General features: G+C 72.5%; 20 protein-coding genes. 11 read left to right on the top strand and 9 right to left on the bottom strand.

Features of this window, described 5'->3' with window-relative positions; genetic code table 11:
* The 3 genes from ABD067_RS17305 to ABD067_RS17295 form a co-directional block, all read left to right on the top strand.
* A partial coding sequence (locus ABD067_RS17305) for a TolC family protein (protein ID WP_343896611.1) occupies positions 1–1,326 on the top strand: 1,326 nt, incomplete at its 5' end.
* On the top strand, positions 1,323–2,600 hold the full coding sequence (locus ABD067_RS17300) for an efflux RND transporter periplasmic adaptor subunit (RefSeq protein WP_343896610.1): 1,278 nt from the start codon (positions 1,323–1,325) through the stop codon (positions 2,598–2,600). The genes ABD067_RS17305 and ABD067_RS17300, both read left to right, overlap by 4 nt.
* An 11-nt stretch (positions 2,601–2,611) precedes the next feature.
* Positions 2,612–5,899, top strand: a complete 3,288-nt coding sequence (locus tag ABD067_RS17295) for an efflux RND transporter permease subunit (protein ID WP_343896609.1) — start codon at positions 2,612–2,614, stop codon at positions 5,897–5,899.
* A gap of 149 nt (positions 5,900–6,048) precedes the next feature.
* Here ABD067_RS17295 and ABD067_RS17290 read toward each other — a convergent pair whose 3' ends face one another.
* Entirely contained in the window at positions 6,049–7,173 is a 1,125-nt protein-coding gene (locus ABD067_RS17290; RefSeq protein WP_343896608.1) for a DUF4062 domain-containing protein, read from the bottom strand.
* 116 nt (positions 7,174–7,289) lie between these two features.
* Between ABD067_RS17290 and ABD067_RS17285 the strand changes: the two genes are divergently transcribed.
* From ABD067_RS17285 to ABD067_RS17260, 6 genes are all read left to right on the top strand, one after another.
* Positions 7,290–7,475 (top strand): hypothetical protein, encoded by a 186-nt coding sequence (locus ABD067_RS17285; RefSeq protein ID WP_343896607.1) that lies wholly within the window; start codon positions 7,290–7,292, stop codon positions 7,473–7,475.
* 433 nt (positions 7,476–7,908) lie between these two features.
* Complete coding sequence (locus ABD067_RS17280; protein WP_343896606.1) at positions 7,909–8,832, top strand: replication protein RepA; 924 nt, start codon at positions 7,909–7,911, stop codon at positions 8,830–8,832.
* 586 nt (positions 8,833–9,418) lie between these two features.
* Complete coding sequence (locus tag ABD067_RS17275; protein ID WP_343896605.1) at positions 9,419–10,039, top strand: hypothetical protein; 621 nt, start codon at positions 9,419–9,421, stop codon at positions 10,037–10,039.
* Between the two features lie 801 nt (positions 10,040–10,840).
* A complete protein-coding gene (locus ABD067_RS17270) occupies positions 10,841–11,671 on the top strand; it encodes a hypothetical protein (RefSeq protein ID WP_343896604.1) in 831 nt (276 codons plus the stop codon).
* A 296-nt stretch (positions 11,672–11,967) separates the two neighbouring features.
* The gene (locus tag ABD067_RS17265) at positions 11,968–13,065 is read left to right on the top strand and encodes a DUF262 domain-containing protein (RefSeq protein WP_343896603.1); all 1,098 of its coding nucleotides are present in this window, start codon (positions 11,968–11,970) and stop codon (positions 13,063–13,065) included.
* The gene (locus tag ABD067_RS17260) at positions 13,062–13,748 is read left to right on the top strand and encodes an MAE_28990/MAE_18760 family HEPN-like nuclease (protein ID WP_343896602.1); all 687 of its coding nucleotides are present in this window, start codon (positions 13,062–13,064) and stop codon (positions 13,746–13,748) included. Before ABD067_RS17265 ends, ABD067_RS17260 begins: the two co-directional genes overlap by 4 nt.
* On the opposite strand, the gene ABD067_RS17255 is transcribed toward ABD067_RS17260, so the two are convergent.
* The 4 genes from ABD067_RS17255 to ABD067_RS17240 all read right to left on the bottom strand — a co-directional run bounded on the left by ABD067_RS17255 (position 13,660) and on the right by ABD067_RS17240 (position 20,863).
* Positions 13,660–14,772, bottom strand: coding sequence for a DNA cytosine methyltransferase (locus ABD067_RS17255; protein ID WP_343896601.1), 1,113 nt, complete (start codon positions 14,770–14,772; stop codon positions 13,660–13,662). The genes ABD067_RS17260 and ABD067_RS17255 overlap by 89 nt on opposite strands.
* A gap of 120 nt (positions 14,773–14,892) precedes the next feature.
* On the bottom strand, positions 14,893–16,614 hold the full coding sequence (locus tag ABD067_RS17250; RefSeq protein WP_343896600.1) for a hypothetical protein: 1,722 nt from the start codon (positions 16,612–16,614) through the stop codon (positions 14,893–14,895).
* The gene (locus ABD067_RS17245; RefSeq protein WP_343896598.1) at positions 16,611–19,679 is read right to left on the bottom strand and encodes a helicase-related protein; all 3,069 of its coding nucleotides are present in this window, start codon (positions 19,677–19,679) and stop codon (positions 16,611–16,613) included. Before ABD067_RS17245 ends, ABD067_RS17250 begins: the two co-directional genes overlap by 4 nt.
* A gap of 17 nt (positions 19,680–19,696) precedes the next feature.
* A complete protein-coding gene (locus tag ABD067_RS17240) occupies positions 19,697–20,863 on the bottom strand; it encodes a sigma-70 family RNA polymerase sigma factor (protein WP_343896596.1) in 1,167 nt (388 codons plus the stop codon).
* A gap of 98 nt (positions 20,864–20,961) precedes the next feature.
* Here ABD067_RS17240 and ABD067_RS17235 point away from each other — a divergent pair, with 98 nt between their 5' ends.
* Positions 20,962–21,483 (top strand): very short patch repair endonuclease, encoded by a 522-nt coding sequence (locus ABD067_RS17235; protein WP_343896595.1) that lies wholly within the window; start codon positions 20,962–20,964, stop codon positions 21,481–21,483.
* 66 nt (positions 21,484–21,549) lie between these two features.
* Here the strand turns inward: ABD067_RS17235 and ABD067_RS17230 are convergent, their stop codons facing one another.
* The 4 genes from ABD067_RS17230 to ABD067_RS17215 all read right to left on the bottom strand — a co-directional run bounded on the left by ABD067_RS17230 (position 21,550) and on the right by ABD067_RS17215 (position 25,164).
* Positions 21,550–22,827 (bottom strand): Y-family DNA polymerase, encoded by a 1,278-nt coding sequence (locus ABD067_RS17230; RefSeq protein WP_343896594.1) that lies wholly within the window; start codon positions 22,825–22,827, stop codon positions 21,550–21,552.
* A 6-nt stretch (positions 22,828–22,833) separates the two neighbouring features.
* Positions 22,834–23,256, bottom strand: coding sequence for a LexA family protein (locus ABD067_RS17225; protein WP_343896593.1), 423 nt, complete (start codon positions 23,254–23,256; stop codon positions 22,834–22,836).
* Positions 23,257–23,594: 338 nt separating this feature from the next.
* On the bottom strand, positions 23,595–24,233 hold the full coding sequence (locus ABD067_RS17220; protein WP_343896592.1) for an RES family NAD+ phosphorylase: 639 nt from the start codon (positions 24,231–24,233) through the stop codon (positions 23,595–23,597).
* Positions 24,234–24,243: 10 nt separating this feature from the next.
* Positions 24,244–25,164 (bottom strand): hypothetical protein, encoded by a 921-nt coding sequence (locus tag ABD067_RS17215; RefSeq protein ID WP_343896591.1) that lies wholly within the window; start codon positions 25,162–25,164, stop codon positions 24,244–24,246.
* A gap of 548 nt (positions 25,165–25,712) precedes the next feature.
* Here ABD067_RS17215 and ABD067_RS17210 point away from each other — a divergent pair.
* Positions 25,713–25,850, top strand: a complete 138-nt coding sequence (locus ABD067_RS17210; RefSeq protein ID WP_343896590.1) for a hypothetical protein — start codon at positions 25,713–25,715, stop codon at positions 25,848–25,850.
* Positions 25,851–25,957: the final 107 nt, after the last annotated feature.

The following is a 25,957-nucleotide window of genomic DNA, read 5'->3' as shown; positions in this document are numbered from 1 at the left end:
CGCCGCGCGGCGCGGGCGGTGGCCGCTCCCGCCCCGGCCGTGCCGGAGACGCCCGGGGCGGGCGTGCCCGCGGTCGTGGTGGCCTCCCCCGGGCAGGCCGTGGACCTGGCCCTCGCCCGCGCGCCGGCGCTGCGCGGCGCCGAGGCGGGCCGCCGGGCCGCGCAGGGCGACCTGCTCCAGGCCGGGCTCCGCCCGAACCCGGAGGCCCGGCTCGACAATCAGAGCTTCGCCGCGTCGGGTCCCTACCGGGGCAGGACCCCCCTCGAGACGGGCGTGGGCCTGTCGCAGCGCGTCGAGACCGCCGGCAAGCGGCGGGCGCGCGTCGAGGCGGCGGGGCACGCGCTGGCGCTGACCGGCCTCGAAGCGGAGGCGCTGCGCCTGGACCTGGTCCGCGAGGTGGTGCGCGCCCTGGCCGGCGCCGTGGCGGGCGCCCGCGCGGCGGGGATCGCCCGCGAGCGGGTGCGCCTGGCCGACGAGGTGCTGCGCGCCACGCGCGCCCGCGTCGAGGCCGGGCGCGAGCCCTTCGTGCAGCAACGCCGCGCCGAGGTGGCGCGGGAGACGGCCGCGGTCGGGTTCGAGCGCTCGCAGCGGGAGGCCGCCGTGCTGCAGCGGGCCCTGTCGGTGCTGCTGGCGGCGCCGCGGGTGGAGGTCGCCGCCGACCGCGCCGCGTGGTTCGACGACATCGGGCCGAAACCGGACCCCGCCCGCGCGCCGGCGCTGCCGCCGGGCCAGCTCGACCGGGCCCGGCTGGACGCCCTGATCGACCAGCGCCGGGCCGAGCTGGACCTGCAGCGGCGGAACGCGGTCCCGGACGTCACCGTCAACGGGACCCTCAGCCGGTTCCGCGAGGCCTCCCAGACCGCCACCGGCACCGCCTTCGTCCTGGGCCTCTCCGTGCCGCTGCCCGTTTTTGACCGCAACCAGGGCAACATCCTCCGCGCCGGCGCCGAGGTGAACCGGGCCGAGGCCGACGCGGAGCGCGGGCGGCTCTACCTGGACGCGGCGCTGGCCGACGCGGAGCGGCGCCTTGACCAGGCCTGGCGCGCGGCGGATTCGCTCCGCCGCACCGTCTTGCCGGCCGCCCAGGAGGCGGCGGGTTTCGCGCGGGAGGGATACGCCGCCGGCAAGTTCTCCCTGCTCGAGGTGCTCGACGCCCAGGGCGCCCTGTCGGACGTGCGCGAGCAGCTCAACGCCGCGCTCCTCGAAGTGCAGCAGGTCCGGGCCGACATCGCGCGATTGCGCGGCCGCGCGGCCGATCCGGCGCTGTCCGTCGTACCCGTGGGCGCCGCCCCGGTAGGCGCTGCCGCAGGGAGGCCGTCGCCATGAAGAACTTGCTCGTGCTCGTCGCCGGCGCCGCGATCGCCCTCGGCGCCACCGTGCTCGCACCGACCCTGCCCGCCGCCCTGCGCTCCGCGCTCGGCTTGGCCCCGGCGGTCCAGCCCTTCGCCCCGGCCCAGGCCGCGCCGCCGAAAGCCGGCGGCGGCGGGCACGGGACGGGCGGGGGGCACGCCCACGGCTCCGGCGAGGCCCACGGCGACGAGGCGCCCGAGGGCACGGTCCGCATGACGGAGGAGCAGGTCGCCGCCGCCCGAATCGAGGTCGCGGAGGCCGGCCCCGGCGCGGTGGCGCGCCGCGTTGCCCTGCCCGGGACCGTGGCCGCGAACGCCGACCGGCTGGCCCATGTCCCGGCCCGCGTGGCGGGCATCGTCACGGCCCTGAACAAGCGCCTCGGCGAGGCGGCGGCGGCCGGCGAGGTGCTGGCGGTGGTGGAGAGCGCGGAGATCGCCGCGGCGAAGGGCGAGTACCTGGCCGCCCTGAGGACCACCGAGCTCGCCCGCGTCACCTTCGAGCGCGAGCAGCGGCTGTGGCAGCGCAAGGTCTCCGCCGAGCAGGACTTCCTCAAGGCGCGGACCGACTGGCAGGAGGCGCAGATCCGCCTCGACCTTTCCCGCCAGAAGCTGGCCGCCATCGGCCTCGGCCGGGCGGAGATCGAGGCCCTGCCGCGCCAGCCCATCGAGGCGCTGCGGCGCCAGGAGGTGCGGGCGCCGATCGCCGGGAGGATCACCGCCCGCCCCAAGTCGCTCGGCGACGCGGTGTCGGCCGAGGCGGAGGTCTACACGCTGGCCGACCTGTCCACGGTCTGGGTGGAGCTGGCGGTGCCGCCCGGCGACCTCGCCTTCGTCAAGGAGGGCTCGACGGTGCGGGTGCGCGGCGAGGGCGAGGCGGAGGGCGAAGGCCGCGTCGTCTTCCTCAGCCCGGTGCTGGACCCGGAGACCCGTTCGGCCCGCGCCGTGGTCGAGCTGCCGAACCCGGATGGCAAGTGGAGCCCGGGCGGCTTCGCCACCGCGTCGGTCGCCACCGAGGAGCGGCGGGTGGACGTGCTGGTGCCGCGGGCGGCGGTGCAGGAGATCGGGGGCGAGAGCGTCGTCTTCGTGCGCACGCCGGAGGGCTTCGGGAAGCGGGAGGTGGTGCTCGGCCGCGGCGACCAGGAAGGCGTCGAGGTGGTCTTCGGCCTCGACCCCGGCGAGCGCTACGCCGCCGCGAACACCTTCGTCCTGAAGGCCGAGCTCGGGAAGTCCGAAGCCGAGCACTCGCACTAGGGGCCCAGGCCGTGATCGCGCGCATCCTCGACTTCTCCGTCGCCCGGCGCTGGCTGGTGGTGCTGCTGGTGGCCGCCGCGGCCGGCTTCGGCCTCCGCTCCTTGCAGAGCCTGCCGATCGACGCGGTGCCGGACATCACCAACAACCAGGTGCAGATCAACACGGTGGCGCCGGCGCTCTCGCCCCTGGAGGTCGAGAAGCAGGTCACCTTCCCGGTGGAGACGGCGCTCGCCGGGATCAAGGGCCTGCGCTCCACGCGCTCGCTGTCGCGCAACGGCTTCAGCCAGGTTGTCGCCATCTTCCGCGACGACGTGGACATCTACCACGCCCGCCAGCAGGTGCTGGAGCGCGTGTCCGACGCGCGCGAGGCGCTGCCCGAAGGCGCCGAGCCGCGCATGGGGCCGATCTCCACCGGCCTCGGCGAGGTCACCATGTGGACGGTGGATTGGGCGCCGCGGCGGGACGGCGACACCGTCCGCGACGGGCGGCCCGGTTGGCAAGCCGACGGGAGCTACGTCACCCCGGAAGGGCAGCGCCTGGGGACGGAGCTGGAGCGCACCGCCTACCTCCGCACCTTGCAGGACTGGGTGGTCCGCCCGCAGCTCCGCAACGTGCCCGGCGTCGCCGGCGTGGACTCCATCGGCGGCTTCGCAAAGCAGTACCACGTCCAGCCCGACCCGGCGCGGCTGGTCGGCCTCGGCCTCTCCTTCGCCGACGTGGCCGAGGCGCTGGAGCGCAACAACGCCAGCCGCGGCGCGGGCTACATCGAGCGCGGCGGGGAAGCCTTCGTCGTCCGCTCCGGCGGGCGGCTGGAGACCATGGACGACATCCGGAACGTCGTGGTGGCGACGCGCGAGGGGGTGCCGGTGCGGGTGCGCGACGTCGCCCAGGTGCTCATCGGCCCGGAGCTCCGCACCGGCAGCGCCAGCGCCGACGGGCGGCAGGTGGTGGTCGGCACCGCCCTGATGCTCATCGGCGAGAACAGCCGCACCGTCGCCGCGGCGGTGGACGCCAAGGTGCGGGAGATCGCCCGCTCGCTGCCCGCGGGCGTCCAGCTCCGCACCGTGCTCGACCGCACCGAGCTGGTGGACGCCACCGTGCGGACGGTGGCGAAGAACCTCGCCGAGGGCGCGCTGCTGGTGGTCGTGGTGCTGTTCCTGCTGCTGGGCAACCTGCGCGCGGCCGTGGTCACGGCGCTGGTGATCCCGATCACCATGCTGCTGACGGCGACGGGCATGCTGGAGGGCGGGATCAGCGCCAACCTGATGAGCCTCGGCGCGCTCGACTTCGGCCTCATCGTGGACGGGGCGGTCATCATCGCCGAGAACAGCCTGCGGCACTTGGCCGAACGGCAGCGCGCGCTCCGCCGGATGCTGAGCCTGCCGGAGCGGCTGGAGACGGTCGCCGCCTCGGCCCGCGAGATGATCCGGCCCTCCGTCTTCGGGCAGGCCATCATCATCCTGGTCTACGTGCCGCTGCTCACCTTCGAGGGCGTCGAGGGCAAGATGTTCGCCCCCATGGCGCTGACCGTCATCATCGCGCTGGCGGCCGCCTTCGTGCTGTCGCTCACCTTCGTGCCGGCGATGATCGCCCTGGTGGTGACCGGGAAAGTCCAAGAAAAGGACAACTGGATCATCCGCGGCCTCAAGCGCGCCTACGCGCCGGCCCTGCGCCTCTCGCTCCGCCGCCCGCTCCCGGTGGTCGGCACCGCGGCCTTGCTTTTCGCCGGCTCGATCTTCCTCGGCACCCGCCTCGGCTCGGAGTTCATCCCGCAGCTCGACGAAGGCAACATCGCCATGCACGCGATCCGCATCCCCTCGACCTCGCTCTCGCAGTCGCAGGCGATGCAGCTCGACATCGAGCGGGCGGTCTCCCGCTCCCCGGAGGTGGCGGTCGTGTTCTCCAAGACCGGCACCGCCGAGGTCGCCGCCGACCCGATGCCGGTCAACGTGTCCGACAACTTCATCATCCTCAAGCCGCGCGGGCAGTGGCCGGACCCGGCGCTGCCGAAGGCGGAGCTGGTGCGCCGCATCGAAGAGGCGGTGCGGCGCCTGCCCGGCAACACCTACGAGTTCACCCAGCCGATCCAGATGCGCTTCAACGAGCTGCTGGCCGGCACCCGCGGCGACCTGGCGGTCAAGGTCTTCGGCGAGGAATTCGGGCCGATGCTCGCCGCGGCCAACCAGGTCGCCGGCGCGCTCCGCGCCGTCCCTGGGGCGGAGGACGTGCGGGTGGAGCAGGCCACCGGCCTGCCCTTCCTGGAGATCGCGGTGGACAAGGCGGAGATCGCGCGGCGCGGCCTCAGCCTGAGCGCGGTGCAGGAGGTGGTCGGCACCGCCATCGGTGGGCGGGAGGCCGGCTTCGTGTTCGAGGGCGACCGCCGCTTCCCGATCGTGGTGCGGGTGCCGGAGGCGGTGCGCTCCGACATCGAGGCGCTGCGCAACCTGCCCGTGGCCTTGCCCGGGGAAGGCCGGGCCGGCGGCGCGGCGACCGTGCCGCTGCGGAGCCTCGCCTCCTTCCGCCTCACCGAGGGCCCGAACCAAGTCAGCCGCGAGAACGGCAAGCGGCGGGTGGTGGTGACGGCCAACGTCCGCGGCCGCGACATCGCCTCCGTGGTCGCGGACGTCCAGGCGGCGGTGGAGCGGGAGGTGCGGCTGCCGGCCGGCTACTTCATCACCTGGGGCGGGCAATTCGAGAACCTGGAGGCGGCGCGCAAGCGCCTGCTGGTGGTGGTGCCCGGCTGCTTCTTCCTGATCTTCCTGCTGCTCTACACCGCGCTCGGCTCGCCGCGCGACGCGCTGCTGGTGTTCAGCGCGGTGCCGCTGGCGCTGACGGGCGGCATCGCCACGCTGTGGCTGCGCGGCATGCCGCTCTCGGTTTCCGCCGCGGTCGGCTTCATCGCGCTCTCGGGCGTCGCGGTGCTGAACGGGCTGGTCATGCTGACCCACATCAAGCAACTCCGCGCCGAGGGGCTCGGCCGCGAGGAGGCGGTGCGGCAAGGGGCGATGGACCGGCTGCGGCCGGTGGCGATGACGGCGCTGGTCGCCTCGCTGGGCTTCGTGCCCATGGCCATCGCCACCGGGGCGGGCGCGGAGGTGCAGAAGCCGATCGCCACCGTGGTCATCGGCGGCCTGGTCACCGCGACGCTGCTCACGCTGATGGTGTTGCCCGCCCTGTACGCGAGGTTCGGCAGCGCCGATCCGGCGCCGCCCCGGGACGCGGAGCCGGAGTCCGTGCCGGAGCAGCCGCCGTCGGGCGGCGGTCGCGTCCGGGTGCCCGAGCCGATGCCGGCCAAGTAGCGAGTGGAACGGCTGCCACGCACGCTCGACGCGGGAGCGACGCTGACACGCGTGCCTGTTCGCCACGGCGGCGGAGCAGGCCCGCGATGCTGTCGGGCCGAAGCTCGGCCCGCGCCGAAGCCATGGGATGCCGGCCCGCCGCCTCCCCGTCACGCGCGCCACTGGCGCCTGAGCAGCACGACGAGATCCTCGACGAGCTGCTCCGCGCCGAACGACAGCGCCGCCCGCGGCCGGTGGGCCGGCGCCAGGTGCACGGGCGGGTGGTCGCTCCGGCCGGCGCTGGGGAGCTCGACGCTGCCCGGGTTCGCGGCGTGCTCGCGCTCCGTCCGCCACGCCAGCCCTTCGCCGCCGGCGATCTGGGCGGCGATGGCGACGTGCGACAAGCGCCGCGTCGGATCGACGCGGTCCAGGAGCCAACCGCCGTAGCGGAGTGCCCCGGCCGCCGCGTCCCGCGCCTTCTCCTCGAGCAGCACCGGCATCCAGTGGTCGCGCCGCTCCCCCCGCGGCAGGGCCAGCGACACGACGATGCCGCCTTGCGCGTCGAGCGCGACCGACCTCCTGTGCCGGTCGCCCTGTTCCAGGAACAGCATCCCGTTCCGGATGCCGGCCTCCGAGCCTTCCGTGCGGTCGAAGATCTTCGCGGGTCCGAACAGGGCGGCCTGCATCGCGTCTTCGGCCAGCGCCGGCGCTTCCATCTCGCTCGGCCGCAGCACCGGCTGGGCCGGCCCGCCCGCGAGCGAGAGCGCGACCACGGCCTCGTTGTAGTGGTGGTTCCTGTCCCTCGCCGGCAGCAGCGCCAGGGCGCGGCCGAGCAGCTCGCCCGGATCGAGCGGGCCGCTCGCGTTGGCGAGCTGCCACTCGTGCAGCGCCCGGGTGATCTTCGATTGGAGGTCCTGCGGGCCCGCGAACCCGCCCCGGAAGAGGCCGCCTTCCCAGCCCTGCACCTCGCGCAGGAAGTCGGCTTGGTCGGGCTCAGGGGCGGCGCCCTGTTCTTCGACGAAGGCGATGACCGGACGGGCGCCCTTGGCGGCGCGGTATTCTTCGTGGGTCGCGGAAAGGCCGGACGCTTGCTTGGCCCCGTACCGGGCGCCGAGGATCAACACCACGGCGTCGGCCCCCCGCACGCCCTCGAGACAGGCGACCTGCGGGGAGGCCGGCCGGGCGGCGAAGTCCTCGGCCATCACGGGCTGGTGGCCCAGCGCCTCGACGCCGGCGCGGGCGGCGCCCCGGAGGGCCTCCATCCCGGTGATCAACGAACTGACGAATATCCTCATGATGGCGACCACTTCGTGCGCGGGCCCGGCGACGGTGCGGGCCTTCGGCTTGGTTGGATGTGTATGGGATCCAGCGAGGGGGCGGGTGCCCGGGGCGGCGTTCCTGCCGCCGTGGGATGGAGCGGGCCTCCCCCTACCGGATCGCCACCGGCGTCGGCGCCACCGTCCGGGCGGCCGAGGCGCCGGTGCGCGAAGACCTACGGCGCTTCGGCCCGCTGCACGGCGGTGGGACGAGGCGCACCGTCCGCGCGGACGACGACGAGGAGAAGCGCGACCAGCGACGGCGACCCCGCACCCAATAGTGGAAACAGCGCGCGCGCGCATATGTGGAATTTAGAAGGGGCGGCGATGCGCCTCGGTGCCGCGCCGCCTGCGCTCTTCCAGCGACGCGCTATCGCCACGCCATGGACACTGCCCCCATCGGGCTGGGCACCGGACGGTCACCGAGCATCGCAGGGTCGCCGTCGCGCCGAGTCGCGGACAGTCGGTGTGGTCTTTTGGAGGAAGCGCCGGCTTCCTGCCCACAACGCCGGCGTGGACTGTTGCAGGGAATTCGTGGCCTTTTGTAGGAAAACCCGTTTCAGCTGCACTAAGAAGATCAAAGGGTTGGAGAGTTATCCTGTGGACTCTTGCAGGCCACTTACAAATAGAAGAACAAATAATCTTTCCTAGTAGCTCGCCCCTGCAAAAGGCCACAGTGACCGCCGCGGTCCACCCGGGGCAGAGTGCGTAACCATGGGAACGGTGCACGACATCCTGGAAGCCAAAGGGAAGCAGCAAGCGCTGCTCAGCGGCCTCGACCGGCGCGAGATCGAGGCCGCGGCGGCCTACATGGCCGACGAGGACTCCGGCATCGGCTTCCTCTACTCCGGTTGGTGCCAGGCCGCCTTGCCGCACCGGCGGCTCAAGGACAGCCAAGGCTGGCAGGTTTCCGGCGAGCGCGTGGTCCTGATCGTCGAGCCGGGGATGCGGCCCGGCCCCGCCGGGAAGCCGGTCCACGTCGGCGTGCCCTACGGCAGCCGCGCGAGGCTGATCATGCTCTACCTCCAATCGGAGGCCCTGCGCACCGGCCACCGGGAGGTCGAACTCGGGAAGAGCCTCCGGGACTGGCTCACGCGCCTCGGCATCCCGGTCGGCGGCAAGTCCGTCGAAGCCGTCCGGGAACAGGCCGAACGGATCTCGAGGTGCAAACTCAGCTTCGAGGTGAAGGCGGGGGTTTCGAAAGGCTTGGTGAACCAGACGATCGTCGACACCGCGATCTTCCTGGACCTCGACGACAAGACGCAGGGCTCCCTGTTCGTGGAAAAGGCGCGACTCAGCGAGGGCTTCTTCGAACAGTTGAAACGCCACCCCGTCCCGCTCGAAGAGCCCGCGATCAGGGCCGTCAACAACAACAGCATGGCCCTCGACCTGTACGCCTGGCTGGCCTACCGGCTGCACGCCCTCAAAGGGCCGACGCCGGTGTCGTGGCGGGCGCTGAAGCCGCAGTTCGGGATGGGCTTCGGGCGCATGGACAACTTCCGCGCCCGCTTCCTCGACAACCTCAAGCTGGCGCTGGCCGTGTACCCCGCCGCGCGAGTCGAGGTGGACGAGTCGGGGTTGATCCTGCACCCGTCGCGCCCCCCGGTGTCCCCGAAGGCACGCCCCGCTCTGCGCTGAACCGACCCTCCTCACAGCGACCGCGAGTCGGGCGCCACCTTCCCCGTTTCCACGACGGGCGTTTCGGCCCGGCCAGACACCGCGGCCAGACCCTTCAAGAGTCCACGGTTCCCAGCGCCGGATTCGGTGGCGAGGCTCCACAGCCGGCGGCCCCTCCTAAAGTCCACGGCCGATGCGGAACCCGCCATCCAATGCCTCCCGACGTTGCTCGTCCCTTCAACAGTCCACAGCCGAATCCGACGTGGTCCCGGAGCCGTTTGGAGCGCCACCCGGCCCATCGCCACCGGGTTTCGACGCGACACCCGCGCGGCGCTCGCAAAGCGGAAGGGGCACAAGCACCCGCACCGACCCTGTCGGACCGCCGCCGCCGCGGACCTCACGCCCGCAGCGTGCAAAGCAGACCCGCGCGGCGTCGGGGCACTATTGGATCGCCCGCTGCTTTCCACGGACGCCTCGCCCGTTTCCACACCCGGGCTGCCGGCGTCCGGCGATCCGGCCTCGCCCACTTCCACGCTCCGAACCGCGAGTCGGCGACGGCGCGCACCTTCACCGGGCACGCTTTGCGCCGTTGCGTTACAATCCCGTCGTGACCGACGACACCGCAGCACCGGCGCCGCCCGCGCGCCGCCACCCCTGGCACCTCCACCCCGCGCTGGCCGAGGAGCGCCTCGCGGCCTGCGCCCGCCTGCTCGCCCGCGGCCGCGCCGACGCCCTCGCCATGGCCGACCCATGGGCCGGCGACGACCCTTGGTCGGTGGGCTGCCGCGCCTACTCCTTCAGCCGCCACCAGCTCCGCCGCGCGGCCGAAAGCGGCCGCTACGACTGGCTCGGCGTGCTCGACGGCACCCAGCACTTCGTGTTCCTGGTCGAGGGCGTGCCGGTGCGCTTCTTCCGCGGCGACGCCGAGGACCCCACCAAGCGCACGCTCCGCCAGCAGGAGGTCGAGGCCGAGCAGCTCGCCCTCGCCTTCGGCCGGGAGGACGGCGCCGAGGGGCTGATGTTCCGCCTCGCCGTGGAGACGGACGAGCGGGGCGCCGTGTCGCGCGTCGTCTTCCTCGCGCTCCGGGGCGAGGAGGGCCGGGTTGAGTGCTTCTGGCCCGTGCCGCTCGGCGACGCCCCTCCACCGCAAGGGGAACGCCCGGCCCGCGACCGCCGCAACGACGCGCCGGCGCTACAGCTGCCGTTGATGCGCGGCTCCACCTGGTGATCGGAGGGGCGGAGGTTCTCCTCTGAGGCGAAGCTGGACGAGCCTTTCCCTGGTGGGACGGGACAGGCGACCTTTCCCCGGAGCCGACACCCCCGGCAGGCCGCCGCGTGCAGCGGCCGGCACGGGAGCACCGGAGCCGCCCGGAGCCACGCGCAGCGCCGATGGGCGCGAGCATGGCGAGGACGGCGAGGCGCGCACCTTGCCGGCCGGGAGCACGGTGGCATGCTCGGACAGAGGCGGTGGGAGCTGCTCTTCGCGGGCCGCTGGTCGCCGCTCCGCATCCAGTCGATGCAGGCGTTTCACGCCCTTCCTGGCGAGGGCGCCTGCAACGGTCATGACAACATGTCGGATGATCTCGGCCATGGTGTCACTCCATCGGGGCGACACTCACACAAGCCACGGCGCCGAAATTTCGGGGTGCACAGGCCACCCGCCGCGGTCGAGGACTGACGGGGGTGGAGGACTTCTCGCTGGCGTCAACGGCCGGGTTTGTGGAGGCGATTGACAACAGGCCGTTCGCGGTTCCGGTGGCTCGGGTAGGGGCTTTCAGGAACGGCCTGCGGGCGCCCGGAGGAAGGGCGCCGCCCTCAGGCTGCGGGCCGGTCCCGCGAGCATCGACGGGGAAACCGCCGCGCGGGGCAGGAAACGACCCTGATCGCCGGATCGGCCGAGTCGGCCTTGAGCCGGATCAAGGCTGCCGTTTCATCAAGCGGACACTCCAAGCAAATTCGACTTTGAGTTGAGTTTTAAAGGTCGGTTCTGGCAATCTGCGGGGGTTGTTGATCTCGGGAATTTCCGGGTTTGTCAGTCCTTTCACGCCGCTCAGTCGTCGGTGTTCTCACCGGCCTCGGCACCAGCGGCGCCTTGGCCCAGAACCGCCAACGCCTCGCCGTCGAGGAGCGCGGCGTGCCTCTGCGAGAGATGTGCGAACGCTTGAGCCCCCTGATGGCGCTGCCGGCGAAGGACCGCTTCGAGGGCGATCGGCAGTACGAGGCGCGGGTCACGGCCGAGGCAGCCAAACTCGGCGTCCAGTTCCAGTCCGGGAACGCGTGCAAGGTACGCTTGAGCGCCAAACGCTTGGAGAGCTGGTACGACGCCAACGCCGAGCAGGTCGTCATCGGTGCCCGCATCCCCGGCTTGCGCAGCTTCGCCACCAGCATGACCAGGCGACCCGAGCACCCCGGGACGACGATGTTCTTCGACCCGGGCGGGCCGCCGCCGCCCCGCAACCTGAGTGGGCAGTTCATCACCGAGATGGTCCACGCCAAGATCACCGGCAGCGAGCGGCGGGAGAACGCCTTCGGCACCAGCGTCGAGGTGCTGCTGATCCGGGGCACCGGCGTGGCCCTCACCGTCTGCTCGGACTGCATGATCTCCGCGATGGGCGCCGAAGCCTTCAGGATGCCGCGCCCCGTCGCACAAGCCGAGTTCGACCGCATGGATGTGGTCGTCCAAGGCAGCCTCGTGCCGCCCGCGCTGCGCAAGGGCGTCGTCTACAACAAACCGACCATCCAAAACCCCAGGGACGTCGTCATTGATCTACAGGTGCTGACGATGACCACCGGCTCTTTCACGTTCTACAGCCCCGCCTCAGGCGAGGTGTTCCACCGGATCGGCTTCCGGACGCGGTAGCGCCGGGCGGGGGCACGCAATCGGACCGCCACGGCCGGCTGATCCGGCGCGTGTTCGCCGCGGGCGGCAGGACATCAAGGCCGAGCTGATCTCCGCAGGCTAGCGGCCGCCGACGCCCCCAAGCAGGCCGCGCTGTGACCGGGCCGCCTCTATCAACCTGGCGGGCGACGTGGTGCTGCGCGCCTGCGACGCCGACCTTGCCGTGGTTGGGGCAGGCGGCGCTCAATGATCCCTCCAAGTCCTTCACCCTCGGACGTTATCATGGGAACCTGAACCGCCCGATGTGGAGGAGGAACATGCCGCCGGACGAGGACCACGCTTCGGCAGGGCAGCGGCAGCTCGCCGAGGAGCAGATACGCCTGCACGCCCGCGAGGTGGACTACGCCGTGCGCGAGTACCCCATCGAAGTGCTCGTGGCGAAGTACGTCGACGGTGCGGAGGAAGGGCGCAACGAGATCTTCGTCCCGGACTACCAACGCAACTTCGTCTGGCCCGACGAACTGCAGTCGCGCTTCGTGGAGTCCGTCCTGATCGGCCTCCCCATCCCGTACCTCTTCGTGGCCGATGTCAGGGCCGAGGACGAGGAGCTCTCGGGCAGGCTGGAGATCGTGGACGGCACCCAGCGCATCCGGACCTTGGCGGCCTTCACTTCCGGGGTGCTGAAGCTGGTGGGGCTTGAAAAGCTGTCCCACCTCAACGACAGCCGTTTCGAGGATCTGCTGCCCTCGCGCCGCCGCCGCTTCTTGAGGACCACCATCCGCCTGATCGAACTCACGGAGCACGCCGACGAGGAGACGCGGCGCGACATGTTCGAGCGCATCAACTCCGGCGGTATGCCCCTGAATCCCATGGAGCAGAGGCGGGGCACCGACCCGGGCCCGCTCATGGACCTGATCAAGCGCTTGAGCGAAGAGCCGTTGCTCCATGCGCTGGCGCCGCTTTCGAAAGCGTCCGTCAAGCGGCGCGACTACGAGGAGTTGGTGGCGCGCTTCTTCGCGTACTCCGAGCGGTACGAGAGGTTCGTCAAGCGGGTGGAGAGCTTCATCGGCGACTACATCCGGGACAAGCAGGAAGGCTTCGACCCGGCCACCGACGGCGCGCGGATGCAGGAGAAGTGGTCCCGCATGTTGATGTTCGTCGAGCAGGGCTTCGAGCACGGCTTCCGGAGCCCGAGAGGCGGACGGACGCCGAGGGTGCGCTTCGAGGCCATATCGGTCGGCGTGGCGCTCGCCCTGGAGGCGCGCCCCGACCTGCGGCCCGAGAGGGCGCGGATCTCGCCCTGGGCCAACGGGGACGAGTTCGAACGCCTCGTCACGGCCGACGGCGCCAACTCCCGTCCCCGGCTGGCCCGCCGCATCGAGTACGTCCGAGACCACCTCCTCGCTTCGCCATGAGGCCGTTCATCGCCGATTTCCGGCAGCGTCGACGCGAGGTGAGGCGCTACCTCGCGGTCCTGATCCGGGCCGAGCGCGAGATCCTGTCGCGCGGCGTCGGACGCCACGACCGCGAGCTCAACATCCTGCGCGCGGCGACCGTGCTGGTGCTGTACAACGCGGTGGAGGCCTCGGCCCGGGCGGGCATCCAGGCGATCTACGACGAGATAGACGTGACCGGCACGTCGTTCGACGAGCTGTGCGAGCCGCTGCGGAGGCGGGTGATGAAGGACTTCCGGGCCAACGTGGGCGTGGACAAGGCCGCCGCGATGCGCAAGGTCGCCCTGGAGCTGGTCGTCACCAGCTTCGACGCTTCCAAGCTGTTCAGCGGCAACGTGGACGCGCGCGAGCTGCGGAATCAGTCCGGCGACTACGGCTTCACGATCACGGCCGACGGGCGCCGCACCCGGATGGGCGAAGACCTCGTCACCATCAAGCAGAAGAGGAACGACCTGGCCCACGGGAACGCGTCGTTCTCCGAGGTCGGGCGCGACTACACCGCCAAGCAGCTGAAGGAGATAGCGACCCGCAGCCTCGATTATGTCGAGGCGGTGCTCACGTCGATCGACCACTACCTGACGACGAGCGGCTTCCGCTTCTCGGCACCTGGCGCGCCGCCCCCGCTCCCGCCCTTCCCGACGTGACGGCGTCGAGGTGGCGCCTGATCGAACGGCCGATGACGCGCCCCAAGACGACCGGCACGGCATTGCCGATCAGGCGGCTGAGCGTCCGCATCGGCGTGCAACGCCCGGGTTCTTCGAAGCGGTACCTTGGCGGAAACGTTTGCAGCAGGGCGGCTTCGCGCGGGGTCAAGGCGCGGTCTTGGTCGGGGTGGCCGAACCGGCCACTGCCCAGGTTGTGCGACAGCGTGGTGATCGTGGGCGCCGGCGCCTCCCACCTCATGCGACCGTAGACGCTCGGGTACGAGGTCCCGCTTGGCTTTCGGTGGCACTCGAGCCTGAGCTGCTCCGGCCAGTCGCGCCAGGTTCCCCCGGGGCGGGAAGCGCGCACGCGCTCCAAGTTCATGGGTTGAAGGGAGGCGGCCCTGTGCACCAAGTCGTGCGGGTCGGTCTCTCCGGCCGCGACGGAGCGCAGGTGGCCGATGGCGTCGCGGACCGTCGTCTTGGCCGCGCCGAACTCCAGCGGGGTCAGGAGCGGCAGCCGCCCGTGCAAGGAAGCCAGCAGAACGAGGCGCTTGCGGTTTTGCGGCGCGCCGTAGGCCGCGCACTCTGCGATTTCCCAATGCACCTCGTAGTCCGCCTTCTTGAGCGCGGCGACGAAGTCGTCGAAGCGCCGTTGGCGAGCGAGGTCCGGCACGTTCTCCATCGTGACGACGTCCGGGCCGACATTCCTGGCGAGTTCGCCGAAGCGGTCCAGGAGGTGCCACCGGCCGCGGCGACCGCGGCTCCGCCTCTGCGTGTAGCGGGAGAACGCTTGGCATGGCGCGCAGCCGGCAAGCACGGTGTAGCGGCTTTCGGCGAGACGGCGCCGGATTTCGGCGGCGTCGAGGTCGCCGACGTCGGCTTCGACGAACTCGCTGCCGCCGTTGTTCGCCGAGAAGGGGTAGGCGCAGGCGGGGTCCAGGTCGTAGCCGGCCGCGACCCTGACACCTTCCGAGCGCAGGCCGTGGGTCAGGCCGCCGGCCCCGCAGAAGAGGTCGACGGCCACGACGCCGGACTCCGTGTGCCCCTCGATTTCGCCCGCCGCTAGCACTGGCCGATTCGCCGTCCGATCCCCAGGTTGCGAAATAGACTCGATCATGCACCCGAGCTCAAGGGCCGTGGCGCGTCACGCCCGGACGCCGTCGATGAACCCGCACGGCCCGAAGAGGACGCCGCGGTTCAGGAAGCAGTTGAAGTACCGGCACGACGGCTCTCCCAAGTGGAGGCAGGCCGGGCAGGCGCCGCCGGCCGTCGCGCAGCCGGGGTCCAGGGCGCAGCGGTGCTCGTCTCCCGCCACTGCGTCGAACAGGCGGTCCAGCTCGCCCTCGAACACAGCCTGCAGACCGCCCAGGACGAAGTCGCCCTTGGCGGCGGCATAGACGTAGAATCCGAGGTGGAGCGGGACCAGGAGCTCCGACAACGCGTTGCGGTCTATGCCGGCGAAGACCGCGGCTTGCCGCACGAACCGGTGGGCGTAGGAGTGCACCAAGGTCAGGAGGTCGGCCCCGACGGGTTCGAGCCCACCGTCGCCCCCCGGTGCTGGCACGACGGCCTCGCGGAGCACCGCGATTCGAGCGGCACGGTCGTCGGCGCAGGCCGGCAGCGCGGCGTGGCCGCGTCGGCGCAGCCAATCCACCACCCGCCGTGGAGAGAGGCGCACCAGGAGTGCCTCGGTCTCGGCGAGCTCGCCATGCAACGTGTAGCGTCCTCCCCGGTCCCGGAAGGTCCGCAACTTCCCCGCCCCGGGCTCCGGCCTGCCGCGGGTGTAGCCGTAATGCGCGGTCAGGACAGGGAAGCGGTCGATCAAATCCACCGCTTCGACACCGGCGGCCGAGAGCGCCGCCGGGTACCGGCGTCCGTACGCCTCGACGAGCGCGGGCTTGCCCGCGGCGCGCGCCAGCATCCGGGGGACGGTCTCTCGGGCCTCCGCGACGGAGAGGGCCATCGTCACCGCCGCCTCCTCGGCGGCCGAGCGGCGGGGCGCAGGCAGGTCGACGGACCCCGCGTCCGCGGCGAAGTGACCCTCGCGCGCCATCGCCTCAAGCGCCGCGGCGATCGCCGTGCTCGGGAGGCCTCTGGCGCGCAGCTCCCGTTCGACCGCTTCGCGGGTCTGGCGTCCACCGGCCGGTCCGGCCTCGTCCATCCCGGACAGCACCCAATCCAGCGCGCGGGCCGGCCCGCCGGCTTCGGTGAGCGCCCGCACCTTCTCCCGCGTCGGCGGGTTGACGATCACGCAGGACCGCGGCGTGTACACCGACGCCGCGCGGTGCACGGTGAACGTGAAGTTGCCGCCGCCGCAGTCGCAGGCGCGGCTGCCCAAGCCGCGCCGGAGAGACCTGTCGCACACCGGGCACTCGAAGCGGATCTCCCTGGCGGACGCCGTGCCCGGCCAGCGCACGCGAACCCGGTTGTGCGCGGGGCAGCGGGGGATTGGGGGCTCCGTGATGGACCCGCAGGCCTCGTGGAACCCGACGAAGGGCATCTGGCCCCGCGCGCGCCTGTCGCCGCACGGGCACGGCGCGTCCGGGGTGTCCTGCACACAGTCGCAGCCCTTGCAGACCCATGCCCGCGGGTACGGCTCAAGCTGGACCCCGTTGTCGCGGCTCACGCTCACGACGCCGACATCGGCACCGCGGTCCATGTCGGCGGCCATGCCGTCGTCCAGTCCGGCGCGCTGCCAGGGCGACGCGAGCCGCCTCAGCTCGGTCCGCAGCCCCTCGGCGTGCACGCTCCGCTCGATCTCCGGGTCGCGCCAGCGCTTCACCTTCCACACGCCGCCCCGGACGTCCACGGTCTGCTCCGGCAGGAAGCCGAACATCACCTGCGACGCGCTGCGAGTATCCCTCACTTCGTACGCCCCCCGACCACCGGCACCTGCTCCTCGACATCCCTCAACGACAGCATGGGCCTGCCCTTGGGCCAAGCGTCGGACGGGAAGCGGGCGTCGGGAGGAGGCGACGCGATGTTGCGGCCGAAGAGTTCGAACCAATGGGCAAGGTCGGCACGGAATCCCTCGTCCAGGGCCGCGTCGGTGGCCAGCGCTTCGAGCAGGGAGTCGCGATCCCTGGCGAGGACGCCGGGCGTCGCCGCCAAGTACCGGCGCAGGTGGGAGATGAGCGTGAGCGGCTGCCCCGCGGCGGGCTCGTGGAGCATGAGCAAGCGCGCCAGCTCAAGGCCGGCCGCGGTGCGTTCGAGCACCCTCCGGCTGCGCCGCGTGACGGGCACCGGCTCCACGAAGCGGTCGCCGTGCTCGACGAACCGCTCGAAGTCCCTGAACACCGCGGCATCCCGCTCGCGGCCGATCTTGTGCACGACCAGCACGAGGCCGGGCCAGCGGCGCCCCACGCGGGCCGTGGCTTGGATGAACTCGGCCGAGCCGAGCGGCAGCCCGAGCATCACCATCACGTTCAGGCGGTCCACGTCCACGCCGTGCGACATCATGGAGGACGCCGCGACGACGTGCAGCCGGTCGCGGAAGTCGGGCTCCGGCTCGTCGAGCCGCGCCAGAACCTGGCGCACCTCGTCGAAGCCGGTCCGGCCAGTGAGCGAGGCGGTGTTGACCGGGCCGTCGACGCGGATCTGCGTCTCCGCCGAGCGCTCGACCGCGTCCAGGTCCCGCAACGTGTTCCCGTACACGACGTCCGTGCCGTAGAGGCTGACGAGCATGGGTCCGAAGGACGGATCCACGCCGGCGGCGGCGCAGACGCCGGCAGGATCGGCCACCAACCGCCTGACGGCGCCCTGCAGCACGCTCAGGAGGCGGTCGACGGCATACTCGATCGTCACCCCGCGCGGCGCGACCGCGACGTAGCGGCGCATCAAGCGGTCCGAGGGGGTGGCCCAGAAGTTGTCGCGCGGGGACGGGCCTGGCTGCGGGAACACGCGCGCTTCGCGGCGGTACAGCACGTCCACCTGCTTCGAGTAGCCGGAGAGCGTCGCGGACGACGCGAGGATCTTCGGCGGCGATCCGCAGAGCTCACGCTGCAGGTCGTCGTACAGAGCCTCGTAGTGGGAATCGACCGCCCCCAAGCTGTCGCGCAGGAGGTGCAGCTCATCCTGGAGGCGGAAGGAGGGGCCGAAGAGGGCGGGGTCGCAGCCCAGCGCGGATGGACGCTTGGCGGGGCATCCGGGCACCAGGCATCCGGCGGGCCGGGACGAGCGTGCGGCGTAGGTCCAACCGTGCCCGGGCTGCGGGCAGCGGCCGAGCGGCGCCCCGACGAAGCCCCGCATGGACGCCTGCATCGCGATGCTGGCCGCCTTGTCCAGTGTGCCCACCACCACGGTGGGCAGGAAGCGGTAGATCTCGTCGTCCACCACGAACACCGGCAAGGCACGCTCGGGCCACTCGCAGGCGGTGTTCCCGCAGCGGTGTTCGAGGCGCCAGAGGACGCGGTCGAACGCCACGCTCACCGACTTGCCGCGGCAGAAAGGGCAGGCGTCCAGAACCTGCGCCCTGGCGAGCTTCGCGTCGTCCTCCGGGTCCCAGGGGTCATCGCTCCTGGCCTCGTGCTTGAGCGAATTCGGGGTGGACGACTGCCCGACGAAGAATCCCAGGGAGAAGGGCGCGCCGCCTATCCGCTCGGCCCGGCGGACCATCTCCGCCCCGGCCAGCGCGTTGGCGAAGCGCTGCGTCTGCTGGAGCGACAGCATGCGGAGCGGGAAGCGGCTCCAGGCCGTGATCCCGTCGGACTTGCCCCGCAGCCGGTCGTGGAAGGCGGCGGTGACGAGGAGGCCCAGGTAGGTCTCCGTCTTCCCGCCGCCCGTGGCGAACCAGACGATGTCGGCGATGCCGGCCTCGGCGGACGGCGAGGCGACCGAGCTGAGGTTGGCGAGCAGGAAGCCGGTCTGGAACGGCCGCCAGCCCTCGTACCGGCCGTGCGCGGAGCGCCCCATGGCGTCGTTCATGAGCCGGAACGCGCGCGCGAGTCTCTCGTCGGACCGTAGGAGCCTGAGCCCTGCCTCCATCCGCCCCACCTCCGCCGCGAAATCGGACGCGGCTTGGCGGGCCTCCGCGGCCATCGTGGGCGACCATCCCCCTTCGGCCGCGCGCCGGCCGAGCGTCGCGCCGGACCAGACCTCGTCCCCCCACGCGGCGAGTTCGCGCACGAGCCCCGCCAGCGACGGGATCGGGTCGCGCGCCAGCGTCGCGAAGCGCAGATCGGGCGGCTCGGGCCGATCGGGGGGCCAGAATTCCGGGCGGCGCCTCGAGCACGCCGGGGCGTCCACGCTCGCGAAGCGTCCCGCGCCGGCGGCGATGCCGACGTTGAGCCCGTACGCCGGGACGTCGCGGTCGTAGCGGAACGAATCCGGGAGGGCTTCGAGTTTGAACGGGGAGGTCGCCAACCCGTCCACCTCAAGGCAGCATTCGTAGAGCTGCGTGCCCTTGTCCACCCTCGGATCCGGGTGCTTGTCCGGCGAGGTGTTCACCAGCTGGGCGATCAGTTCAGGGCGCCCGTCCCGCCCCGGCGCGACCTCGACGCGCAGCTCCGCGGTGAATGCCTCCGTGCCCGTCGCGTGCCTGAGCGCGTCGCGCAGCTCCGCCTCCCCGAAGCGCCAGGTCCCGCGGCCGGGGCCCACGAGGCAATCGACGGCCATGTCCACCGGCAGCGACTTGCGCCAAGCCCTTTCGTCCACCCGCAACCAAGCGAGGCACCGGACGCGGGCACGCAGGTGCCACGGGCCCGCCCCGGACAGGGCCGGGCGGAGCCGCAGCCCGATCGCGCAGGGCTCAAGCCGCTCGCCGCGATCGCCCAAGCCGCCGTTGGCGACGGCGTCCTCCGAGGCGAGGCGGCCGAGGAAGTATTTGCCCGAGGGGTCGTTCTCGGACGTGGAGTCGCGGTCGCCCCGCGCCGCGGCGAGGACCTCGGCTTCGAGCCAGCCCACGAACCGCTCCGCGGCTTCTTCGTCCCGCATAAGCGGCGCCACCGCGCTCATGGTCCGAGGAACGTGCGGAGGCGACGGCCGCGCGCCGGGTGCCCGAGGGCCTTCAGTCCTTTGGCCTCGATCTGCCTGATCCTCTCGCGGGACACGCCGTAGCGCTGGCCCACCTCCTCAAGCGTCATCGGCCCAGGGGGCCAGAAGCCGCTGCGCATCTCGAGGACCGTGCGCGTGCGCGCGGGCACGGACGCCATCGCGGCGCGCAACTCGCGGCCTAGCTGTCGTTCCACCAGTATCTCCTCAGGACTCGGCGCTTCCGCCGGGATTGCGCTCGCCAGCGAACGCGCGCCGGGCGCCGCCGGCTCGTCGGCCGATTTCGGGGCGTCGAGCGACAAGACCTTCAGGCCCGCGGCGTGCCTGACACGAAGCACCGCGTCCTGCGGCCAATCGAGCTCCGCCGCGAGCTCCGGGATGGATGGCCGCCGGCCGGTGGTCAGCATGAACTTGGCTTCGGTCGACTGCAGCTTCCGGACCTGCTCGGCACGATGAATGGGGAGGCGGATCATCGGGCCCTGGTTGTCCGCCGCGCGCCCCACCGCCTGCCTGATCCACCAAACGGCGTAGGTGGAGAACTTGAAGCCGAGCGTGTGGTCGTACTGCTCGGCCGCCCGCGCCAAGCCGAACACGCCTTCCTGCACCAGGTCGGCGAGGTCGAGCCCGCCCCTGTGCGCGTAGCGGCGGGCGACGCTGACCACCAAGCGCATGTTGTGCACCACGAGGCTCTCGCGCGCCTCGTGGGCGAGGCGCAGCGCGCGCGCGGCGTCCGGGCAATCCGAGCGGATGCTGCCCGCGGCCACGTCGACCGCCACGCGGCGCCCGAGCGCGATCCGCCGGCCGAGGCCCTCCTCCTCCGCTTGCGGCAGGAGGCGGTGGGCGAGCGCGGCCCGGAGCCCGGGCAAGGCGACCAGGGCGGCGCGCAGCTTGCGCTGGTTGCCCAGGCCTTGCGCTTCGCGGACCTCCGGCGCTTCCGCGACCGCGACGCCACGCGCCCGCAGCGCCGCGCAGAGCGCCAGCAGGGAGACCCCGTCGAGGCCGCGCCTCTCCGCGGCCCTGTCGACCTGGGCCTGGGAGAGGCGGCCGCCCTGCCGCTCGTGGTCCGCCAGGAGCGAGGCCAGGGCGCGGTCGAAGTCCGTGGCAGAAACTGTGCTCCCGCCGTCCATGGGCTCGAGTGGCATCCGAAGAAGAGGGGGCGGGAGCATAACCGGAGCCCATACGTTTTGTAAGTGCACTCAATTTGGCCTTGGGGGTGTTCGCGGGGATGCGGCATCAACTAACAGCCATGGGCGCTCCCCCTCCAGCCTCGTCGCCGCAGGCCCGCCGCCGGATGCGGGCGACCAAGGGCCGCGACAACGCGCTTGAGCGCGGCCTCAGGTCGGCCCTGCACCGGGCCGGCTTCCGCTTCCGCCTGCACCGCCGCCTGCTGCCCGGGATGACGCGGAGCGTGGACGTGGCCTTCCCCGCGGCGCGCGTGGCGGTGTTCGTGGACGGCTGTTTCTGGCACGGCTGCCCGATCCACATGACGTGGCCCAAGGCGAACGCGGGGTGGTGGCGCGAGAAGATCGAAGCGAATCGCCGCCGCGACGCTGATACTGACGCCCGTCTCGCGGCGGCCGGCTGGACGGTGGTCCGCGTTTGGGAGCACGAGGCCGTGGCGGAGGCCGCGAGCCGGGTGGCCGCGGCCGTGGATGCCCGCCGGCCATCGCTCCTTCACCGTCCGCTCGACGGCACCCCTTCATGGCCAGCCGCGACGCCGCGGCATGGTCGGGCCAAGTCGGCGTAGCGCAGGCCGTTCGGATCACGTCAGCCCATGCCGGGCAAGCGGAGGGAGGCGGTTCGAGGGATTCTGCTAAGCGCGCACGCGCGGCAGCTCGTCGAGCCTAGTGGTGTAGCGTGGCGAGTGGTGCGCCGCGCGCAGCTTCCAGCCGCGCTCGATGCCCATGGCCGCTGGGAACAGGGTGTTGCGGCCATGCTTGGCGTTGACCCGGTCCACGGCCGCCATGAGCGCGCCGCTTTTGGGCGAGGGGGCCGCGAAGAGGGTCGGAGGCGCGTCCTCCGGCCGGCACAGGTCGTCCAGCAGCACGCCGGCCTTCACGTAGCGGCAGCCCCGCCCGCCACGCCACGCCGCCTCCACGCAGCGCAGCGCGGCGCCGATCAGCCCGCGCGTGTCCGCCGTCATCGGCACCAAGCGCGTCGAGCGCTGCCCGTGGTGGTGCGGCCCGTCCCGGTGCGGCGAAGTGTGGAAGAAGGCGGCGAGCTGGCCGGCGACCACGCCGTGCGCGCGCAGCTTCTCGCCGGCGCGCGTCGCGTAGGCGGCCACGGCCTCGCGCAGTTCGTCCAGCGACGTGACCGGCCGGCCGAAGGAGCGCGTCACCGCCATGCCCTTGCGCTGCGGGGCCACCTCCTCCAGCGCCAGGCAGGACAGCCCGCCCAGCTCCAGCACCGTGCGCTCCAGGGTGACGGTGCCGAGGGCGCGCGCCTGCTTGGGCGACATGTCCCGCAGGCCGGCGGCGGTGGCGATGCCGAGCGCGGCCAGCTTGGCGGCGGTGGCCGGGCCGATGCCCCACACGTCCTCGACGGGGAAGGCGCGCAGCACCGCCGCGCGCGGGCCCTCTCCGCTCAGATCGCAGACGCCTCCGAACTCCGGCCGCTTCTTCGCCGCGGCGTTGCCGAGCTTGGCCAGCGTCTTGGTCGGGCCGATGCCGACGCAGGTCGGGATGCCGGTGCAGCGCGCGACCGTGGCGCGCAGGTCCTGGCACATGGCCGGCAGGTCGCGGCGGGCGAAGCCGGCGAGGCCGAGGAAGGTCTCGTCGATCGAGTAGACCTCGACGTCGGGTGAGAAGTCCGCGATGACGGCGTTGACGCGGCGGCTCATGTCGCCGTAGAGCGTGTAATTCGAGGAGAACACGCGGATCGAATGCTTGGCGATCAGATCGCGTATCTTGAACGCTGGCGTGCCCATTTTGATGCCGAGCGCCTTGACCTCCTGGCTTCGGGCAATAGCACATCCATCGTTATTGCTAAGCACCAAAACCGGCGCTCCTTCGAGACGGCGGTCGAAGACGCGCTCGCACGACACGTAGAAGTTGTTGCCGTCGATCAGCGCGAAGGGCGGGGCCGCGGCCACGGCACGTCAGCGCAGCTTGCGGACCACGCCGACCACGACGCCCCAGATCTCGGCCGGCAGCTCCTCGCCGATGACGAATTCCGGGAAGTCGGGGTTCTCGGCCTGCAACGCGGCGCGGCCGTTCTTGAGGCGGTGGAAGCGCTTCAGCGTCATCTCGCCGTGCACCACGCCCACCACGACGTGCCCGGACTGCGGCGCGACGCTGCGGTCCACGACCACCATGTCCCCGTCCAGGATGCCCGCGCCCTTCATGCTCTCGCCGGCGACGCGCATCAGGAAGGTGCTGGCCGGCCGCTCGATCAGGTAGGGGTTCAGGTCGATCTCGCCGTCCAGGTAGTCGTCGGCGGGGGAGGGGAAGCCGGCCGGCAGCAGGCGGCCGAGCAGGGGCGTGGGCAGGGAAGCGGGATCGAGCGCGGCGGGGTGGAGCATCACGGGTCCTGAACGGTCGCCGCGCACCATAAGAACAAAAGCCGAACAAATGGAAGCGCCGTCGTGGCCCGGCCGGCGATGCCGCGGTTGCGGAGGCCTTCGCGGAGCGCCGAGGGCGGGCGAAGGGCAGCCGATGCAGTCACCGCTGGACGACGGGCCGCCGCGCCCTCGACGCGCCGTGGGGGCCGCTGGAGGGCGGCGGGGTCGGCGCGACCATGCCGCACCGGGCCGGCATGCCTCTTGCGGCGAGAGCGGCGGAGTCGACTCCGGCGACCCGCACTCCACCCCGGCGGGCGCCGCCGTGGAGCAGGAAACGGCTCCCGGCGCGGCGGCCACGGTCAGTCGGCGGCCGGCGGGGGGACCGCGGCGCTGCGGTCGAACGCGCCGCCGTGCTCGCGCACCACGCGCTCGGCCATGTCCATGCGGCCGGAAAGGGCCACGGTGGGGCCGGGGACCAGGTCGTCCGCGGCGACGCGGTCGAACACCGCGTAGCAGAGGAGGCCGTTGTTGTGCCGCGACCGGTAGGCGATGCCGTCGAGCCCGGGGAAGCGCGAAAACAGCGCGAGGGCGACCGCGCGCGGCGGCCCGTAGTCGCCCATGGCGCTGATCGACCCGTCCACGCCGTGCCAGCGCAGCCCCTCGTCGAACAGCTTCGCCAGGACCGCGTCGCGGCGCAGCGCCACCGCCGTCCAGGCGCGCGCCGCGACGTTCGCCGGGGCGACGAGCCGCCGGCGCGGGTCGCGCAGCACCGTCTCGACGAAGGCGCCCTCGAAGCGCTCGGCGGCGTAGAAGGTCCGGTACTCGCCGGCCGGCGCGTCGAACCTGTTCGCCGGCGGGAGGCCGGGCTTGGGCCCGAAGAACACGGGATCCCGCTCCGCCCAGTGTATGCGGTGGAGTTCCGTCCCGGCCGGCAGCCGGTGGGGCAGGAAGCCCCCGCCGGCCGGCAGGTCCGGTCCGGTCGCCGCGGCCGCCGGCATCGGGGCGGCGTCAGCCTTCGTCCAGGCCGAGGTGGGCCCTCGCGGCCTGCACGACCGCCTCGACCCGGCCCTCGCGCAGCGCGTCGATCGGCGGCCGCCCGAGGTTCGGGTCCCGCTCCACGAGGAATTGGAGGGCGCCCCACCCCCGCTCCCCGGCCTCCCGGAACGCGGCGAGCACCTCCGGGATGCCCGGCAGGAAACCGGCCTTGGCGTCCCCGTCGGCGAATTGGGCCCGCGGCACGACGATCTCCCGCCCGCGCATCATGCCGAGCGCCGTCCCGGCGTGTATGCGCTTGTGCAGGGCCTGCTTGGACGTGCCGAGCGCGTCCGCCGCCTCGCGGAGCGACATGCCCCCGCCGCCGCGGTCGAGGAGTTCGGCGCTGACGCGCTCGAACGCCGCCGCGCCGTCGTCCGGGGCCTCGATCGCCGTCCCGCCGTCGGCTTCCTCGTCCGGGGCGTCGGCGAGGCCCGGGTCGCCGAGGAGGGCGGCGGCGGAGGCGAGGTGCACGTCGAGGGCGTCCAGCTGCCTCGCCGTCTCCTGCATGGCGCGGCGCGGGTCCCTCCGCGACAACCTGACCAGCTGGACGCGCAGCGGCGTGAGGTCGGCCAGGTAGCGGACGACCCGCGCCTCGGCGTCGCCGGGCCGCTCCATGCGGCCGAACGCCTCCAAAGCGGCCTTGATCTCGACCAGCCGCAGCCTGGACGACCAGACGACCGACTCGAACCAGGCGAGGTGGTCCGCCGCCTGCCGCCGGGGCGCGCGGGGCCGTCCGGCCGGCTTCCCCCCTAGGGCTATCGTGATGCCGCGTTCGGCCGCCTCGGCGCTCAGCACGACGGCGGAGGCCTCGATGCGGGCGGCGAGGCGCGCGATGCCCGCGGACCCGGCGGGCAGGTCGCCGGCGGCCCGCCACTCCAGTCCCTGGGCATCCATGTCGGCCTCCTCGGGTTGACGATCCACTCGAAATCTAGGCCGTCAACCTTCAGCGTCAACTTAATACGTCAACTCTCGGCGGGACGTGATCCGCGTCGGGGGCCGGCCGAATTGCTGGCCGTGCCGGGACTGCGGTTTCCAATCGAGTGCCGAGGACCGGCCCGAGCGGAGGACGCTGACGGGTGCGGAGCCGAAGAAAGAAGCCCTCCCTGGCCACGGGACGCCGCACCGCCCGCCCGGTTCCTGGCGGGGAAGTGCGGCCCAGGCCGTCGCACGGCGGGCGTCGGCGGGACCGAAGGGAAGACCCTGCACGAGGATGCCGCCGCCTCCGGATCGTGGAAGCGAAACGCGAGGTGGCACTCCCGAGTCGGCTCCACAATGATCAGGTGGGCAACGCGGCGCCCGACGACAGGGCCTCAATCAGCGGGCATTCGGGCGCCCCGCCCGCGTCGCATCGGCGGACTGCAGCCGCCAGGGTCCGCTCCATCGCCCGCAGGTCGGCGATCCGCTTCCGGACATCCGCGAGGTGGGCGGCCGCCAGTACCGGCGTGGACGAGCGGGAGGTCGCGTCGATCCTGGGCGCGCTGCGTCGGCGCGATCTCGTCGTCCTCGACGAGAGCGACGCGACCCGCGTGACGGCCGCCTACCCGTTCTGCGCCTGGGACACCGGACAGCGGCTGCGATGAAGGATCGGCTTCCGGTCGACCGATGACCCGACCGCGTTGGGGGCTGATGAGAAAGGCGGCGGGCACCGGTCCGCCGCCTTCCCACTTCAGGATCGCGCGATGCTATT

The organism is Craurococcus roseus, from assembly GCF_039523795.1.
Classification (GTDB): Bacteria; Pseudomonadota; Alphaproteobacteria; order Acetobacterales; family Acetobacteraceae; genus Craurococcus; species Craurococcus roseus.
This window is presented reverse-complemented; position numbering and strand designations above follow the sequence as displayed.

Excerpts from the sequence above, each read along its gene's own strand:
- ABD067_RS17245 (WP_343896598.1), bottom strand. The coding sequence starts at position 19,679 with ATGCGGGACGAAGAAGCCGCGGAGCGGTTCGTGGGCTGGCTCGAAGCC.
- ABD067_RS17240 (WP_343896596.1), bottom strand. The coding sequence starts at position 20,863 with ATGGACGGCGGGAGCACAGTTTCTGCCACGGACTTCGACCGCGCCCTG.
- ABD067_RS17280 (WP_343896606.1), top strand. The coding sequence starts at position 7,909 with ATGGGAACGGTGCACGACATCCTGGAAGCCAAAGGGAAGCAGCAAGCG.
- ABD067_RS17290 (WP_343896608.1), bottom strand. The coding sequence starts at position 7,173 with ATGAGGATATTCGTCAGTTCGTTGATCACCGGGATGGAGGCCCTCCGG.
- ABD067_RS17225 (WP_343896593.1), bottom strand. The coding sequence starts at position 23,256 with ATGCTCCACCCCGCCGCGCTCGATCCCGCTTCCCTGCCCACGCCCCTG.
- ABD067_RS17285 (WP_343896607.1), top strand. The coding sequence starts at position 7,290 with ATGGAGCGGGCCTCCCCCTACCGGATCGCCACCGGCGTCGGCGCCACC.
- ABD067_RS17235 (WP_343896595.1), top strand. The coding sequence starts at position 20,962 with ATGCGGCATCAACTAACAGCCATGGGCGCTCCCCCTCCAGCCTCGTCG.
- ABD067_RS17265 (WP_343896603.1), top strand. The coding sequence starts at position 11,968 with ATGCCGCCGGACGAGGACCACGCTTCGGCAGGGCAGCGGCAGCTCGCC.
- ABD067_RS17300 (WP_343896610.1), top strand. The coding sequence starts at position 1,323 with ATGAAGAACTTGCTCGTGCTCGTCGCCGGCGCCGCGATCGCCCTCGGC.
- ABD067_RS17215 (WP_343896591.1), bottom strand. The coding sequence starts at position 25,164 with ATGGATGCCCAGGGACTGGAGTGGCGGGCCGCCGGCGACCTGCCCGCC.
- ABD067_RS17220 (WP_343896592.1), bottom strand. The coding sequence starts at position 24,233 with ATGCCGGCGGCCGCGGCGACCGGACCGGACCTGCCGGCCGGCGGGGGC.
- ABD067_RS17260 (WP_343896602.1), top strand. The coding sequence starts at position 13,062 with ATGAGGCCGTTCATCGCCGATTTCCGGCAGCGTCGACGCGAGGTGAGG.